The organism is Bacillus sp. 22-7, assembly GCF_010628845.1.
Taxonomy (GTDB): Bacteria; Bacillota; Bacilli; order Bacillales; family Cytobacillaceae; genus Cytobacillus; species Cytobacillus firmus_B.
This window is the reverse complement of record NZ_NJQY01000011.1, coordinates 1-16,383: the sequence shown is the minus strand read 5'-3', so window position 1 is coordinate 16,383 and position 16,383 is coordinate 1. Positions and strand designations below refer to the sequence as shown.

Genomic DNA, 16,383 nt, shown 5'->3' with positions numbered 1-16,383 from the left:
CTCCCTTTACATTCCGCTGATAAAATCATAATTGTTAAACCCCTTCATCCAAGGAGCCATAGAAAAAGGTGAAAGCTGACCCCGCTTTCGCCTTTTTCACTTTCATCGACTTTCCTTCTTTCCTTAACTTTTGTCATATTTATGAAACCTTTACGTAAATAAATCGTATGAAAAGATATAGAAAGTGCAAGGAAGGGGAGAGAGAAATGATCAGCTTAAAGCGGATTTATACAATCGCAGGCCTAATTATCGCAATTGTTATTTTAAGTATAGTTGCCTTTACAACATGGTATACCGTGGATGAATCGGATCAGGCAGTCATTTTAACATTTGGAAAGGTTGAGGAAGGCATTACGGAGCCGGGACTTCACTTTAAATTGCCGTGGCCTGTCCAAAGCGTTGAGAAGCTTTCGAAGGAAACCTTTTCGCTGCAGTTTGGATATGAAGAAAAAGGTGGGGAAATAAAGGATTTTCCCGATGAGACAAAGATGATAACCGGGGATGAAAATATCGTTCTTGCAGATCTGGTTGTACAGTGGAAAATTACTGATCCGGAAAAATACCTTTATAATGCTGAAGAGCCGGAAGAAATTCTATATGATGCTACTTCCTCATCCTTAAGAAGTATTATCGGAGGATCGAAGATAGATGACGCGCTGACTTCAGGTAAAGCAGATATCGAAGCGGATGTCAGAGAGCTCCTAACCTCTTTAATTGGCAAATATGATATTGGCATATCAATTCTTGCAGTAAAACTCCAGGATGTCGAGCTGCCGAATGATGATGTAAGAAAAGCTTTTACGGATGTAACCGATGCGAGGGAAACTGCAAATACTAAAAAAAATGAAGCAGATAAATATAAGAATCAGAGAATGAATGAAGCAGAAGGTGAGAAGAAAGCCCTTATCTCTAAAGCGAATGGGGAAAAGGCAGCCCGTCTCGAAAGAGCACGTGGAGATGTAGCAGTCTTTAATAAATTGTATGGGGAATATAAAAATAATCCTGATATAACAAGAGAGCGTCTTGTCATTGAAACGCTTGAGCAAGTTCTTCCAGGTGCAGAGATTTACATTATGAATGACGATGGAAACACTATGAAGTATTTCCCGATCAGGCCTCTGGAGAAAGAACAGGCCAAACCGAAAGAGGAGGGAGGCACGGATAATGAGTGATCAAAATATTGTGAATATCAATGAACGGGGCGGAAATTTCAAGTGGAGAAGCTATACCAAACTAGGAATCATCCTGGTGCTCATCATTGCAGGACTAGGGATATTGTTCAGCAACCTGTTTATTGTAAAGGAAGGGGAATACAAGGTTATCCGTCAATTTGGAGAGGTGGTCAGGATTGAGAGTGAACCTGGATTAGCGTATAAAATACCATTCATCCAAAGTGTCTCTACGCTTCCAAGATATCAAATGACTTATGACGTGTCTGAAGCTGAAATCAATACAAAGGACAAAAAAGTCATGATTATCGATAACTATGCAGTCTGGAAGATTGATGATCCCAAGAAAATGATCTCAAACGCCAGAACATTGGAGGGAGCGGAGGCCAGAATGGAAGAGTTCATCTACTCCGTGACCCGCTCCGAACTGGGTCGGCTGAATTATGAAGAAATCATCAATGATGAAAAATCTTCACGAGGATCATTGAATGATCAAATCACCACAAAAGTGAATGAGCTGCTTGCAAATGATAATTATGGAATCGCAGTAACAGATGTTCGCATTAAACGGACTGATCTACCGGCTGAAAATGAACAGTCTGTGTATACAAGGATGATTTCCGAGCGCCAGTCGACAGCCCAGGAATATCTGTCCAGGGGTGATGCCCAGAAGAATGTTATTATTGCTGAAACAGACAGGACCGTCAGGGAAATGCTTGCGAAGGCCCAGGCAGATGCTGAAGTCATTCGGGCAGAAGGGGAAGCGGGAGCCGCGAAGGTCTACAATGAAGCCTTCTCAAAAGATCCTGAATTCTATTCCTTATTCCGCACACTTGAATCCTATAAAAAGACTATCAATGGCGAGACTGTAATTGTTCTGCCTTCTGATTCACCGTATGCCCGTCTGCTGATGGGGAATACTAATTAGATAGCATTTAAATGGAAAGCCGTTATTTTTCTTTCTCTATCTGCTCATGATAGAATAAAGGAAAATAACGGCTTATTTATTGTGGCAAGGGCACTTGTGCTTTTCAAGTTAGACAACTGTCTAGCTGCAGTGCCTGCCCCCTCGAGGTGTCGGGGGTGGACAAGGCGCTTCCGCTTTTCTTAATAAGGAGGAGATATTAGTTGGATAAAAAAAAGCTTGTTCTGATAGACGGCAACAGCATTGCTTATCGGGCATTTTTTGCTTTGCCGCTCTTAAACAATGATAAAGGAATACATACCAATGCTGTCTACGGATTCACCATGATGCTGCAGAGGATTCTGGAGGATGAAAAACCGACTCATCTCCTTGTGGCGTTCGATGCCGGAAAAACAACATTCCGCCATGAAACCTTTAGCGAGTATAAAGGCGGCCGGCAGAAAACTCCACCTGAGCTATCAGAGCAGTTTCCTTATATAAGAGAGCTTCTTGATGCTTATGGAATCTCCAGATATGAACTGGAAAATTATGAAGCGGATGATATCATTGGAACACTATCCCTCCATGCCGAAAAAGATGGCTATGAAGTTAAAGTTATATCAGGGGATAAGGATTTAACACAGTTAAGTTCCGATTCTGTCACAGTCAGTATCACCCGCAAAGGAATTACAGATATTGAAGAATACACGCCAGCTCATATAGAAGAGAAATACGGAATCACACCTGACAGGATTATTGATATGAAAGGCCTGATGGGGGATAGTTCAGATAATATTCCGGGTGTGCCGGGAGTGGGCGAAAAAACAGCCCTTAAATTGCTGAAAGAGTTTGGAACCCTTGAAGAGCTCTTGGAGTCTGTTGATGAGGTGAGCGGAAAAAAACTGAAAGAAAAGCTGGAAGAATTCAGGGATCAAGCTTTAATGAGCAAAGAACTTGCTACTATCACGAGGGAAGCTCCCGTTGAAATCAAAATTGAAGACATTGAATATGAAGGTTTTGAAAAAGAAAAAGTTATAAGCATCTTTAAAGAACTTGGCTTTAATTCGCTGCTGGAAAAAATCAGCGGGGACACTGAAGCAATCGAAGAGAAACTGGATGAAATTGAATTTATCATAGCAGACGAAATTAAAGAAGATATGTTTTCTGATGAAAATGCATTTTATGTTGAGCTTCTAGAGGATAATTACCATTATGCAGACATCATTGGTTTTTCCGTTGCAAATGATAAAGGGAATTTCTACTTCTCCAAAGATAAGGCTTTAGTATCAGATGTTTTTAAAAGATGGGCTGAAGATGAAACGAAAAAGAAGACAGTGTATGATGCCAAAAGATCTGAAGTGTCACTCCGGCATCATGGGATTCATCTAAAGGGAGCAGACTTTGATCTCTATATTGCTTCATATATTATTAACCCATCTCAGAGTATTGAGGATATAGCATCTATAGCAAAAAATCATGGCTATCATGCGATTCAATCTGATGAAGCTTTCTACGGCAAAGGAGCAAAAAGGCGGATTCCGGAAGAAAAAGAACTTGGCGGACATTTGGCAAGAAAAGCAGCAGCTTTGATGACATTGAGGGAAAAGCTTGATAGTGATTTAAAGGAAAACCAGCAATCTGAGCTGTTTTATGACCTGGAAATGCCACTTTCTTTAATATTAGCAGATATGGAGTCAACTGGAGTTAAAGTGGATTTAGGACGCTTGAGGACAATGGGACAAGACCTGCTCTCCAAATTGGATGAAATTGAAAAGCGGATACATGAGCTTGCCGGGGAAGCTTTTAATATCAATTCTCCTAAACAGCTCGGTGTAATTCTTTTTGAAAAATTAGGGCTGCCAGTCATTAAAAAAACGAAGACAGGCTATTCCACTTCGGCGGATGTACTTGAAAAACTTGAGAACGACCATGAAATAATCCGGGACATCCTGCACTACCGCCAGCTTGGCAAGCTTCAGTCCACTTATATTGAAGGCCTGCTGAAGGTAGTTAACAATGAAACAGGTAAAGTCCACACCAGGTTTAATCAGGCACTTACCCAGACAGGAAGATTAAGCTCAACTGATCCAAATCTGCAAAATATTCCAATCCGGCTGGAAGAAGGGCGAAAAATCAGGCAGGCATTTGTTCCTTCAGAACCGGGATGGGCTATCTTTGCTGCAGACTATTCGCAGATTGAACTGAGAGTACTGGCTCATATTGCAGATGATGAAAAGCTGATTGAAGCCTTTAATGAAGATATGGATATCCATACCAAAACGGCAATGGAAGTATTCCATGTAAAAGCCGATGAAGTTACGTCCAATATGCGGCGCCATGCAAAGGCCGTTAACTTCGGAATAGTCTACGGAATCAGTGATTATGGCCTTTCCCAGAGCCTCGGAATCACACGGAAAGAAGCCGGAAAATTTATTGACCGGTATCTTGAGAGCTATCCTGGTGTTAAGCAGTACATGGATGATATTATCCATGAAGCAAAACAGAAAGGTTTTGTCTCGACGCTTCTTCACAGAAGAAGATATCTGCCAGAAATCACTAGCCGAAACTTCAACCTGCGAAGTTTTGCAGAGCGGACAGCTATGAACACTCCAATTCAGGGAAGTGCAGCAGATATTATTAAAAAAGCCATGATTGACATGGCTGACCGCTTAAGAAAAGAAGAACTCAAAGCACGGCTTCTGCTGTCAGTTCACGATGAACTAATCTTTGAAGCACCTGAGGATGAAATAGAGAAACTCAAAAAAATCGTGCCGGACGTAATGGAAAATACAGTAGAATTGAAAGTTCCGCTCAAAGTGGATTATTCCTATGGCCCAACATGGTTTGATGCGAAATAATAGTACATTGTTTTTTGAATGCAGAAAATTCATGACAAAGGAGGAATAACCATGCCGGAACTTCCTGAAGTTGAAACGGTCAGAAGAACATTGCAGCAATTGGTGATCGGCAAAACCATTTCACATGTTTCGGTTTTCTGGCCTAAGATGGTTAAGCATCCCGAAGAGCTTGCTCAATTCGAGGATGCTTTAGCAGGCCAAACCTTTCAGGACATTGGCAGGAGAGGGAAATTCCTAATCCTCTACACCTTTGACTATGCACTTGTGTCCCACCTGAGAATGGAGGGCAGATACGGCCTTTACTCCAAAGAAGAACCTGCTGAAAAACACACTCATGTCATTTTTCATTTTACAGATGGCACTGAACTCAGATACAAAGATGTTCGTAAATTTGGAACGATGCACCTATATGCAAAGGGTGAAGAACTTAAGGCACTTCCTCTGGCACATTTGGGACCGGAACCATTTGCAGAAGAATTTACGGTGGACGACCTTGCTGCCCGGCTTGCCCGGACCTCCCGCCATGTCAAAACTGCGCTTCTAGATCAGAAAACGATCGTAGGGCTTGGCAATATATATGTGGATGAAGCTTTATTCCGTTCTCGAATTCATCCTGAAAGAGCGGCAAATAGCTTAACAAGAAGCGAATTGGAGACACTTCACAAAGAAATTGGAGATACCCTGAGAGAAGCGGTAGATAAAGGAGGAAGCACCATTCGCTCCTATGTTAATTCCCAGGGACAAATTGGCATGTTCCAGCTTGAGCTTTTTGTTTATGGGAGAAAAGGGGAAGGTTGCAAAGTGTGCGGAAGCACACTTGAGCGGATCGTAACCGGGGGCAGGGGTACAGTATTCTGTCCGGCTTGCCAGAGAAAATAATAATCCGGAATAGAGCTAAATTGCGTTTCGAATAACATTGGATGGGCTTCTTCCATATACTATCGTAGCGATTGACAGGGAGGAGCTCTATTCTATGGCGCATATATTCTCACTTTTGATACTTGCTTTTGCTGTCAGTCTTGACAGTTTCAGTGTCGGTTTAACCTATGGTTTAAGGAAAATGAGCATACCATTTAAATCGATCAGTATAATCGCTTGCTGTTCAGCTCTCACATTAATGGCCGCCATGACAATCGGCCATTTAATAGAAGCCTTTTTGTCCCCGGCTTTAGCTGAAAGTTTAGGAGGAGTCATTCTGATTTTTCTCGGTGCCTGGGTTCTATATCAATTTTTCAGGCCGGAAAAGGTGAAGGATGTCCTCCCGCATGAAAAGACAATTGTAAATCTGGAAATCAAATCTCTTGGGCTTGTCATTAATATTCTGAAAAAGCCCATGTCCGCCGATTTTGACAAATCCGGTGCCATCACAGGAATTGAAGCACTATTGCTTGGGCTCGCCCTATCACTTGATGCTTTCGGAGCGGGGATCGGTGCAGCTATGCTGGGGTACTCACCTTACTACCTGGCAATGACGGTCGCCGTTATGAGCTCTCTGTTTGTGTTTATGGGAATGCAGGTGGGGGCTGTTTTCTCAAAAAGCGGATGGGTCCATAAGTTCTCATTCATTCCAGGCATTATTTTGATCGTAATTGGGATTCTGAAAATCTAGCATTTTATTAGAAAGGAACTCACTATGTCACTGACTGTAGGTTTGACAGGCGGGATTGCAAGCGGGAAAAGCACCGTTTCATCTCTCCTAATTAAAAAAGGGTACACTGTAATAGACGCGGATATAGAAGCGAGGTTAGCTGTTGAAAAAGGTGAGGAAGCTTATCAGGAAATTCTCCGTCATTTTGGGGAAAGAGTTCTTCTCAAGGACGGTTCAATTGATCGTGCAGAACTGGGCTCCATTATATTTCATAATGAAACAGAGCGGAAAGCCTTAAATAGCATTGTACATCCTGCCGTCCGCAAAAGAATGACAGCCAAGAAGGAACAAGCTATCAGCCGTAAGGAACAGCTGATTATTCTTGATATCCCGCTTTTATTTGAAAGTAAATTACAATACATGTGCGACAAAACCTTATTAGTATATGCAGATGAAGATATACAGCTGCAAAGGCTGATGCAAAGAAATCAGCTATCCGAAAAAGAAGCGATGGCAAGAATTCAATCCCAGATGCCTTTAAAAGATAAGAAGGCATTGGCCGATGCTGTAATTGATAATAATGGCACAATTGAAGAAACAGAAAAACAATTGTGGGGTATTTTTAAAAAATGGAATGCTGTCTGAGGAGCCTTTGATAGGCTCTTTTTTGATGTGCTTAAAGCCTAATTAGTATGACAAAAATAATCAGCCATGCGACTGTAAGATAGACCATTACCATATAAAAAGCAGAAAGTGCATGGGCTGATATTTCTGAATTGTTGAACATTAAAAAATCCGCATTTTATTCATCACAAATGATCTTCAATATGTTATACTAATTACATCTTAGGGTAATAAAAAGTATAACACTAATGCGGAAGGGGCCGTAACATGAAGGCGAAAATAGCGATTAATGGTTTTGGAAGAATTGGACGTATGGTTTTTAGAAAAGCCATCCTTGATGAAAATCTTGAAGTGGCTGCCATAAATGCAAGCTATCCGGCTGAAACTTTGGCACACTTAATTAAATATGATACCAACCATGGACCATTCGAGGGAAGCGTTGTTCCGGAAGACAATGCTATTGTTGTGAACGGTAAAAGGGTTCAGCTTGTCAGCAGCCGGAATCCTGAAGAACTTCCCTGGAAAGAAATGAATATCGATATCGTTATTGAAGCTACAGGAAAGTTTAATTCCCGTGATAAAGCGGCTCTTCATCTTGATGCCGGAGCTAAAAAGGTCATACTTACTGCTCCTGGAAAAAATGAAGATGTGACTATTGTTATGGGCGTAAATGAAAGCGCATTAAAAATCGAAGAACATGATATTATTTCAAATGCATCCTGTACAACAAACTGCCTTGCACCTGTTGCAAAAGTCCTTGATGAACAATTTGGCATTGAAAACGGACTTATGACAACAGTTCATGCATATACAAACGATCAAAAGAATATTGATAACCCGCATAAGGATTTACGCCGTGCACGTGCCTGCGGACAGTCGATCATCCCGACTTCCACTGGTGCTGCCAAAGCTTTGTCACTGGTATTGCCTCATTTAAAGGGCAAATTGCATGGTATGGCACTGCGTGTGCCGACTCCTAACGTTTCCTTAGTGGATCTCGTGGTAGACTTAAAGCGGGACGTTACAATTGAAGAAGTGAATGCGGCATTTGCTACAGCTTCACAAGGATCGCTGCATGGTATCCTGGATATTACTGACGAACCGTTAGTGTCAATCGATTTCAACACAAATGAACACTCTGCCATCATTGATGGATTATCTACAATGGTAATCGGCACCAGCAAAGTGAAAGTGCTTGCCTGGTACGATAATGAGTGGGGCTATTCTTGCCGTGTCGTAGACTTGACAAAATATGTTGCACAGGAACTTTTTCAGGCATCTGCCGTAAAAGTTGGATAATTGCCAATCTCTTTTAATATAAAACTACCCATACCCTTAAAGCCTGCCATTCCCCGGCAGGCTCCTTTTATTGGACAAAACTAAATCCTGAGAAGGAAAATTCTTCAGAAATTTTGCCAAAAAAAATGTAAAACAATGTGTTGCAAAAAGAAATTAAACAAAGTATACTAATCCTCGTGAACTTCTTCGAGGTTTTGGTATGGTAGCTACTTAAAGGGTTAGGACCTCTCTGGACTAACTTTCCCCCGTGGTAGTTATAGACCAGTATAAATCTGGAATTTCATTAATTAATAGCTTAAAAGTTTAAAGGGGGAAATTTGAATATGGAAACTATGGGTCGTCACGTAATCTCAGAACTTTGGGGATGCGATTTTGAAAAGTTAAATGATATGGATTTTATTGAGCAGACATTCGTAAATGCTGCATTAAAATCTGGTGCTGAAATTCGCGAGGTTGCATTTCATAAATTTGCGCCACAGGGTGTAAGCGGAGTGGTGATCATCTCTGAATCTCATTTAACTATTCACAGCTTCCCGGAGCATGGCTATGCCAGCATTGATGTGTATACGTGTGGAGATCTTGACCCTAACATTGCTGCAGACTTTATTGCAGAAGCGTTAGGAGCTCAAACGCGTGAGAATATCGAAATTCCTCGCGGTATGGGTCCAGTTCAAGTTAAACAAGCTCAAGTACTTTAATACAGAATGACTCTTAGGCAATCCAGAGGTGTATCTAATACACCTCTTTTTATTTTGCCTAAAATCCATTGCCTTTAGTATCTCTATAAAAAATAGTACAATAAGGATACAAAAAATATATGGAGGAAAGAGAATGTCAATTTTTAGGCAGCTTGCCAGCCGCTATAAAAAGCAGTGTGAAACAAACGAAAATCACTCTGACCCTGAGCTCACTACAAGATACTATAGAACCAATACAGCACAAATGCTGCAGACGATTGAAGAGTTATTCAGAGCAGATCATAATGTAAACATTCTCAGCATTTCCAAAGAACACGGCGAGATTGCAGCAGAACTTAAAAAAGACAAATCCTGTTTTGCCATTGTGACAGTCGTGACTGTCAAGCCTTTTGAAACAGCTGTAGATATCAATATTTCAACTGAGCAGTCCTCACCGGCAGGTGTGCATCCATTTCTTAAAAGAGAAGTACTTTCGATATATGAAAAGTTAAATAAACGGCATGATTTTCTCGGTTCTGCAAGAAACGCAGATAAATAGTTGTACTTGTACTGTCAACTCCTTTTTTATAAGATAAGAGTATCAAATAATATTCGGTAATTAGTCTAAAGCCAACTTATAAAAAAATTCGGAGCTGATTGTATGAGATGCCCTTCATGCCAAAACAATAATACCCGTGTGCTCGATTCCCGTCCTGTGGATGACAGCCGATCCATCCGCCGCAGAAGGGAATGCGAGAAATGCGGATACCGGTTTACGACTTTTGAGAAAGTGGAAGAAATTCCGTTAATCGTTGTGAAAAAAGAAGGTACGAGAGAGGAATTCAGCCGGGAAAAAATTCTGAGAGGCCTTATTAAAGCATGTGAAAAGAGGCCGGTAGCCCTTAAAGATCTGGAGGACATTACTTTTGAAGTGGAGAAAGAACTCCGCAGCAATGGTGTCTCTGAAATAAAAAGCGATGAAATTGGCGAAATGGTCATGGACAGGCTCGCAAATGTGGACGAGGTCGCATATGTCCGTTTCGCATCAGTATACAGGCAATTTAAAGATATCAATGTGTTTATTGATGAACTCAAGGAACTAATTAAAAAAGAACAATCATAATCAGGTCAGTTTTGCCGCTGACGCTGATTTTTGATGAATTAGGCTGATGGGCTGAAGGTTTTTCTTTGGCTCTTTTTTTTGCTGGATATGCTTTTGATGAACAGCCTAATAAAAAATTTAAATAGAAAAAGGTGAACACCATGGCCCAGCATTGGCAGGAGATGCTCCCCATTGATCGATATACAGTAGCAGCCAGCGGGCTTTTGCATGATTATGACCGGAAAGTGCTGACACTGTTATACCAGCCGCTCATTGGCTCTGTGTGCTTCAGTTTGTATATGACTTTATGGGCAGAGCTTGAAGAAAACCGGCTATGGTCATCTTCAAATTCACACCATAGTTTAATGAATTTCATGGGGATGGGGCTTAAGGATATTTATGAAGCCCGTCTCAAGCTTGAAGGAATAGGACTTTTAAAGGTATATGTTAACAAGGATGAAGAGACAAGGTCATTCATTTACGAACTTCTTCCACCGCTGACACCTGAACAATTCTTCCTTGACGGTATGCTCAATATCTATCTTTATAAGAAGTTGGGCAAAAATCAATTTATGAGACTGAAGCGCTTCTTCTCGGATCAGAAGGTGCAGCCGGCAAGAGGGTATAAGGAAGTAACGAAGGCTTTCCAGGATGTATTTCAATCCGGGCACCCTGGTTCGTTTGACGATGAAGTGATACAGCTGATGAATGAAACAGATGAGGCAGGGTATATTGGAAGGCGGGAGCAGGAAGGCATTCAAATCGGCAGTGAAGATTTTAATTTTGAATTGCTTCAGGCAGGGCTGAATGAATCGCTTGTACCAAAAAAAGCCCTTACAGTTAAAGTAAAAGAATCAATCAGCAATCTTGCTTTTTTATATGGAATCGACCCTATCCAGATGAAAAATATTGTCATTAGCGCCGTGAATGAAGATAATGAGATAAACATTGATGAATTAAGAAAATCGGCACGTGATTGGTATCAATTCCAAAACCAGGATATGCTGCCATCCCTGATTGACAGGGTTCAGCCTGCCAGCCATCAATCTCAAAAAAAACAGCCTGAAACACAGGAAGAAGAATTGATCCGTTATTTGGAAATTACCTCACCAAGGCAGCTTTTAAAAGATATATCCGGAGGAGCGGAACCTTCGAAAGGCGATCTGCAGATTATAGAAGATGTCATGTTCCAGCAAAAGCTTTTACCCGGGGTAATTAATGTGCTGATTCAATATGTTATGCTCAAAACAGATATGAAGCTGACCAAAGGCTACGTAGAAAAAATAGCAGGCCACTGGGCAAGAAAGAAGATTAAAACACCCCAGGAAGCTATTGAATTAGCTAAAAAAGAACATCGCCAATACCTTGATTGGGCAGAAGGAAAGAAAACAGCAGGCCCAGCGGGGAACAAAAGGAAGCCGATCAGGACAGAGATGCTTCCGGACTGGTTTGATGAAAATAGCAGCGAAGCCGCCAAGAAGGAACAAGCCCAGCAGCAAAACAGCGAAAAGGAACAGTATGAGCGGGAATTGAAAAAAAGGGAACTTAAAGAAAAATTAAAAAAACTGCGATCTCAGGAGGTGACTGATTAATGAAAAAAATTAACGAAACATTAAGGCGCCTTTCAGGCAATGAAGGTTTTCAAAAAAGATATGAAATGATGAGAAACCAAACGCTTAATCACCCTGAAGTGAAGACTTTTATCCAAACTCATCGGGATGAATTGACATCTGAAATGGTTGAAAAGAGTCTTAGCAAGCTCTTTGAATATACACAGCAGAGCAAGGAGTGCAATAAATGTCCAAGCTTGGAGGGCTGTGTGAATTTTATGCAGGGTTATCATCCGGAACTGGTGATTCAAAGAGGATCAATCGATCTGAAGTATGATAAGTGCCCGCGCAAGATCATGCACGATGAAAAGCGGAGAAATGAAAAATTAATTCAGAGTTTATATGTGCCATCTGATATCCTTCATGCCACTTTTGATTCGATATATGATGATGACGACCGCATTGAGGCTGTGGATAAAGCAGCATCTTTTGTAATGGACTACCAGCCGGGGTCCAAGCAAAAAGGGATCTATTTTTATGGGAAATTCGGTGTAGGCAAATCTTATTTGCTTGGTGCTATTGCCAATAAGCTTGCAAGCCGGAAAGTATCCTCCATGATTGTCTATGTTCCAGAATTATTCAGGGAATTGAAAAATTCAATTGGTGATCAGACTTTGAACAGCAAGATGGAAACCATTAAAAAAGCACCTGTTTTAATGTTTGATGACATTGGTGCAGAAACCATGTCCAGCTGGACAAGGGATGAGATTTTAGGGCCGATTCTGCAGTTTCGCATGCAGGAAAGCCTTCCAACCTTCTTCACTTCCAATTTCGACCTCCAGGGCCTTGAACATCATCTATCCTACAGCCAGCGCGGCGAGGAAGAGAAAATGAAGGCAAGAAGAATCATGGAACGCATTAAATATCTTGCTGAACCGGTGCTTGTAGAAGGACCGAACAGGAGAGTATAATCTGAAAGCTGCCGATAAAAACATCGGCAGCTTTTTTCACAAGCATCAACGGACAAAATTAATAGGCGAAAAACAACAATTTGTTCTAAATGAACATACCGTGAATACCATCGTTTAATACATTAAAGACCAAACCCCACTTCTAAATTGGCCAAGTCCGCCATATACATAGAACAGAGATTTGTATAAAGGGGGGATTTGGTTGATCGAAATCATTTTCCAGAGCAGCACAGATGCGAGGAATTTCTATGAGCATCTTTTTGAACAGCTGCAGTCTTTTTGTCAATGTGATAATAATATTCTTCATTTTGAAGATCAACATATAGTCAGAGTTTCTGCTGGAAATAGCGGCAATGTCCTGAATACTGTTAAAACAGCATTCTTTCAATTTATCGTGAACCAGAAGCAGGATGATTGGTTTAAACGGATATTGATGGAGCATTATTATTATGATGATGAAGGCGAGCAGCAGCAGATCCTTGAAATTATTCACTCTATCCTGGAAGGAAGCCGTGAGGATCTTGCTGCGTTTGTCAGTGGACTGGATGTAAAAGAAAGCTTAAAAAGCGCAATTGATCAGTTGTTTCAAAATAACATTTCCTTTTCTTTTGATTCATTCGTAAAATTCCGGATGCGCCCGCTTATGAATGAAATGACCAAGTATGTGGAAGTCTCCATCGATGAGTACAAAATGGAACAGGAATATCAGATGTTTATTCATACATTGAGAGATTTCCTGTCAGGCAAGCAGCCAAAAATGAATACGATCCATGTCCTTATGGATGAAGGTGTTTATTTTTATGATGATCAATTGTGTGAAATTAAACGCGGAGAGCTCATAAGGATGATTGACCGCAAGCTATTATCCAATCATCCTGTATATGTGGATTCTGTTACAATTGCGCCGCTGCTCTCTATAGCGCCTTCAGCTATTTATCTCTATTCAGATGATTTTGACCAGCCGCTGGTCAGAACAATCCGCAATATTTTTGAAGAAAGGCTTCAATTAAGCCCTCTTGCAGCTTTTTATCATTATCAAAACGTCCATTCTTATGCCGATGATGAAAAATGTAAAAGATACCCTTGATTTTCCTGAAATAACAAACTATAATAACGTACATATTACAATAATCAAGCAAAAGTTGCGATGAGGATACGGGTATTCTAATACGGTTTAAAGAGAGGGAAGGCAAGGCTGAAACCTTCCTAACACGATCTGAATGCTTACCGCCTCTGAACTCCAGCCAGGAAATGGGCTGGCGGGAAAAGACCGTTATCTTACTACAGAGTCGTTTGTCTTCTATGAAAGCGAGAAGTAGGGTGGAACCGCGTGTTAATATTAACTCGTCCCTTTTTTAGGGACGGGTTTTTTTATTTTTATTTTTAGTGTAAAACGCGTTTTAGGAGCAAAATCTGAATCCAGCTCCAGCGCCTAGCCCCTCGAGGTCACAAGTCAATCCTCCAAAAAAGGAAAGAACGCCTTTTTAGGAGGCTCGCCTTGTGCTTGTCGGGGCTGATCGAGGCGCTTGCGCTTTATAAAAAAGGGAGGAAATATCATGTCAGAAGTTGTTAAAGTTTCGTTTCCAGATGGAGCTGTAAAGGAGTTTCCAAAGGGAACGACAACAGAAGATATTGCAGCTTCGATCAGCCCAGGCCTTAAGAAAAAGGCAATTGCCGGCAAGCTGGATGGAGAAATGTATGATTTTCGCCGTCCAATCGAAAAGGATGGAGCTATTGAAATTGTAACACCGGACTCAAGCGATGCGCTGGAGGTTCTTCGCCACAGCACTGCCCATTTGATGGCTCAGGCGATCAAGCGTTTATATAAAAATGTAAAGCTTGGAGTAGGACCAGTCATTGAAGGCGGATTTTATTATGACATCGACCTGGAAGAATCACTTTCACCAGAAGATCTTCCAGTGATTGAAAAAGAAATGAAAAAGATTATTAATGAAAACCTTGATATTGTCCGCAAAGAGGTCAGCCGCAATGAAGCGGTTGAGATATTCAAGGAAATAGATGACGAATATAAGCTTGAACTGATCGAGGCTATTCCAGAAGATGAAACTGTGACAATCTATGAGCAGGGCGAATTTTTTGACCTTTGCCGCGGTGTTCATGTTCCTTCTACAGGCAAATTGAAAGAGTTCAAACTATTAAGCATTGCCGGAGCGTATTGGAGAGGCGACAGTGACAATAAGATGCTTCAGCGGATCTATGGAACAGCTTTCTTCAAGAAAGAAGACCTGGCAGAGCATTTGCGTCTCCTTGAGGAAGCAAAAGAGCGTGACCACCGTAAAATCGGCAAAGAGCTTAACCTGTTCATGAATTCGCAAAAAGTAGGCCAGGGCCTGCCAATGTGGCTTCCAAAAGGGGCGGCAATCCGCCGCAATATCGAGCGCTATATCGTGGATAAGGAAGAAAGACTGGGCTATGACCATGTCTATACTCCAATCATGGGAAGCGTGGATCTTTATAAAACATCCGGCCACTGGGATCATTACCAGGAAGACATGTTCCCTGTAATGGAGATGGATAACGAACAGCTTGTTCTGCGTCCAATGAACTGCCCGCATCATATGATGATCTATAAGAATGGCATCCACAGCTACCGCGAACTGCCAATCCGTATTGCAGAGCTTGGAACAATGCACCGCTATGAAATGTCAGGAGCCCTATCCGGCCTTCAGCGTGTACGAGGCATGACTTTGAATGATGCACATATCTTTGTAAGACCTGACCAGATCAAGGAAGAGTTTAAGCGCGTAGTACATTTGATCCTCGAAGTATATAAAGACTTCGATATCAGTGACTACTCATTCCGTCTTTCCTACAGAGATCCGCAGGATACTGAGAAGTACTTTGATGACGATGAAATGTGGGAAAAAGCACAAGCAATGCTTAAAGAAGCGATGGATGAAATCGGCCTCGATTATTTTGAGGCAGAAGGCGAAGCTGCTTTCTACGGTCCTAAATTGGATGTACAAGTTAAAACTGCGCTTGGCAAGGATGAGACACTATCCACTGTCCAGCTGGACTTCCTGCTTCCAGAACGATTTGACCTGACATATGTAGGGGAAGATGGAAAGCCTCATCGTCCGGTCGTTATCCACCGCGGAGTAGTTTCCACTATGGAGCGTTTTGTGGCATTCCTGATTGAGGAGTACAAGGGTGCGTTCCCAACTTGGCTCGCCCCAGTTCAAGTCCAGGTCATTCCGGTATCTCCTGATATTCACTTTGATTATGCGAAAAACGTCCAGGAGCAGCTTCAGGCTGAGGGTTTCCGCGTTGGGCTGGATGACCGCAATGAAAAAATCGGATATAAGATCCGTGAAGCGCAAATGCAAAAAACTCCATACATGCTTGTTGTTGGAGACAATGAAGCAGCTGAAAAAGCTGTCAATGTCCGCAAATATGGAGAGCAAAATTCAGAAACTGTTTCATTTGAGGACTTCATTTCAGCACTAAAAGCTGAAGTTAAACGATAATAATATAGTGAAACTTCAATCAGTGGGGGGGGTCCTTATCCCCACTGATTGTTAGTCGCGTTCTAGTGTCGCTAAGATCTCCGCTAGCGCTTCGATCAATCGACACTACGAACCCGATTGGTTCAACTAAGCCTCTGCATGCGCGACGGCAAG

General features: G+C 41.6%; 14 protein-coding genes. All 14 read left to right on the top strand.

Annotated features, from left to right (window positions below):
* Positions 1–206: 206 nt before the first annotated feature.
* The 14 genes from hflK to thrS all read left to right on the top strand — a co-directional run bounded on the left by hflK (position 207) and on the right by thrS (position 16,230).
* A complete protein-coding gene (gene hflK / locus CE058_RS09570) occupies positions 207–1,172 on the top strand; it encodes an FtsH protease activity modulator HflK (protein WP_048008376.1) in 966 nt (321 codons plus the stop codon).
* Entirely contained in the window at positions 1,165–2,097 is a 933-nt protein-coding gene (gene hflC, locus CE058_RS09565; RefSeq protein ID WP_163142245.1) for a protease modulator HflC, read from the top strand. The genes hflK and hflC overlap by 8 nt, the downstream gene beginning before the upstream one ends.
* A 200-nt stretch (positions 2,098–2,297) precedes the next feature.
* Entirely contained in the window at positions 2,298–4,931 is a 2,634-nt protein-coding gene (polA, locus tag CE058_RS09560) for a DNA polymerase I (RefSeq protein WP_163142242.1), read from the top strand.
* 51 nt (positions 4,932–4,982) lie between these two features.
* Positions 4,983–5,810 (top strand): DNA-formamidopyrimidine glycosylase, encoded by an 828-nt coding sequence (gene mutM / locus CE058_RS09555; protein WP_048008379.1) that lies wholly within the window; start codon positions 4,983–4,985, stop codon positions 5,808–5,810.
* Between the two features lie 94 nt (positions 5,811–5,904).
* Positions 5,905–6,540: a sporulation membrane protein YtaF gene (ytaF, locus tag CE058_RS09550; RefSeq protein WP_048008380.1), complete on the top strand. Its 636-nt coding sequence runs from the start codon at positions 5,905–5,907 to the stop codon at positions 6,538–6,540.
* A 24-nt stretch (positions 6,541–6,564) separates the two neighbouring features.
* Complete coding sequence (coaE, locus tag CE058_RS09545) at positions 6,565–7,164, top strand: dephospho-CoA kinase (protein ID WP_048008381.1); 600 nt, start codon at positions 6,565–6,567, stop codon at positions 7,162–7,164.
* Positions 7,165–7,410: 246 nt separating this feature from the next.
* Positions 7,411–8,442: a glyceraldehyde-3-phosphate dehydrogenase gene (locus CE058_RS09540; RefSeq protein WP_048008382.1), complete on the top strand. Its 1,032-nt coding sequence runs from the start codon at positions 7,411–7,413 to the stop codon at positions 8,440–8,442.
* Positions 8,443–8,765: 323 nt separating this feature from the next.
* Positions 8,766–9,140, top strand: a complete 375-nt coding sequence (speD, locus tag CE058_RS09535; protein WP_048008383.1) for an adenosylmethionine decarboxylase — start codon at positions 8,766–8,768, stop codon at positions 9,138–9,140.
* 133 nt (positions 9,141–9,273) lie between these two features.
* The gene (locus CE058_RS09530; RefSeq protein ID WP_163142239.1) at positions 9,274–9,678 is read left to right on the top strand and encodes a hypothetical protein; all 405 of its coding nucleotides are present in this window, start codon (positions 9,274–9,276) and stop codon (positions 9,676–9,678) included.
* A gap of 102 nt (positions 9,679–9,780) precedes the next feature.
* Positions 9,781–10,242 carry a transcriptional regulator NrdR gene (gene nrdR, locus CE058_RS09525; RefSeq protein ID WP_048008385.1) on the top strand — a complete coding sequence of 154 codons (462 nt, stop codon included), beginning with the start codon at positions 9,781–9,783 and terminating at the stop codon, positions 10,240–10,242.
* A gap of 140 nt (positions 10,243–10,382) precedes the next feature.
* Positions 10,383–11,813, top strand: a complete 1,431-nt coding sequence (locus CE058_RS09520) for a replication initiation and membrane attachment family protein (protein ID WP_048008386.1) — start codon at positions 10,383–10,385, stop codon at positions 11,811–11,813.
* Positions 11,813–12,742, top strand: coding sequence for a primosomal protein DnaI (gene dnaI / locus CE058_RS09515; protein WP_048008387.1), 930 nt, complete (start codon positions 11,813–11,815; stop codon positions 12,740–12,742). Before CE058_RS09520 ends, dnaI begins: the two co-directional genes overlap by 1 nt.
* 202 nt (positions 12,743–12,944) lie before the next feature.
* Positions 12,945–13,829: a putative sporulation protein YtxC gene (gene ytxC, locus CE058_RS09510; protein ID WP_048008388.1), complete on the top strand. Its 885-nt coding sequence runs from the start codon at positions 12,945–12,947 to the stop codon at positions 13,827–13,829.
* A 469-nt stretch (positions 13,830–14,298) separates the two neighbouring features.
* A complete protein-coding gene (gene thrS, locus CE058_RS09505; protein ID WP_163142236.1) occupies positions 14,299–16,230 on the top strand; it encodes a threonine--tRNA ligase in 1,932 nt (643 codons plus the stop codon).
* The last annotated feature ends 153 nt before the right edge of the window (positions 16,231–16,383 follow it).

Coding starts and splice junctions, on each gene's coding strand:
- coaE (WP_048008381.1), top strand. CDS start 6,565: ATGTCACTGACTGTAGGTTTGACAGGCGGGATTGCAAGCGGGAAAAGC.
- dnaI (WP_048008387.1), top strand. CDS start 11,813: ATGAAAAAAATTAACGAAACATTAAGGCGCCTTTCAGGCAATGAAGGT.
- hflK (WP_048008376.1), top strand. CDS start 207: ATGATCAGCTTAAAGCGGATTTATACAATCGCAGGCCTAATTATCGCA.
- thrS (WP_163142236.1), top strand. CDS start 14,299: ATGTCAGAAGTTGTTAAAGTTTCGTTTCCAGATGGAGCTGTAAAGGAG.
- speD (WP_048008383.1), top strand. CDS start 8,766: ATGGAAACTATGGGTCGTCACGTAATCTCAGAACTTTGGGGATGCGAT.
- nrdR (WP_048008385.1), top strand. CDS start 9,781: ATGAGATGCCCTTCATGCCAAAACAATAATACCCGTGTGCTCGATTCC.
- CE058_RS09520 (WP_048008386.1), top strand. CDS start 10,383: ATGGCCCAGCATTGGCAGGAGATGCTCCCCATTGATCGATATACAGTA.
- mutM (WP_048008379.1), top strand. CDS start 4,983: ATGCCGGAACTTCCTGAAGTTGAAACGGTCAGAAGAACATTGCAGCAA.
- CE058_RS09540 (WP_048008382.1), top strand. CDS start 7,411: ATGAAGGCGAAAATAGCGATTAATGGTTTTGGAAGAATTGGACGTATG.
- CE058_RS09530 (WP_163142239.1), top strand. CDS start 9,274: ATGTCAATTTTTAGGCAGCTTGCCAGCCGCTATAAAAAGCAGTGTGAA.
- ytaF (WP_048008380.1), top strand. CDS start 5,905: ATGGCGCATATATTCTCACTTTTGATACTTGCTTTTGCTGTCAGTCTT.
- hflC (WP_163142245.1), top strand. CDS start 1,165: ATGAGTGATCAAAATATTGTGAATATCAATGAACGGGGCGGAAATTTC.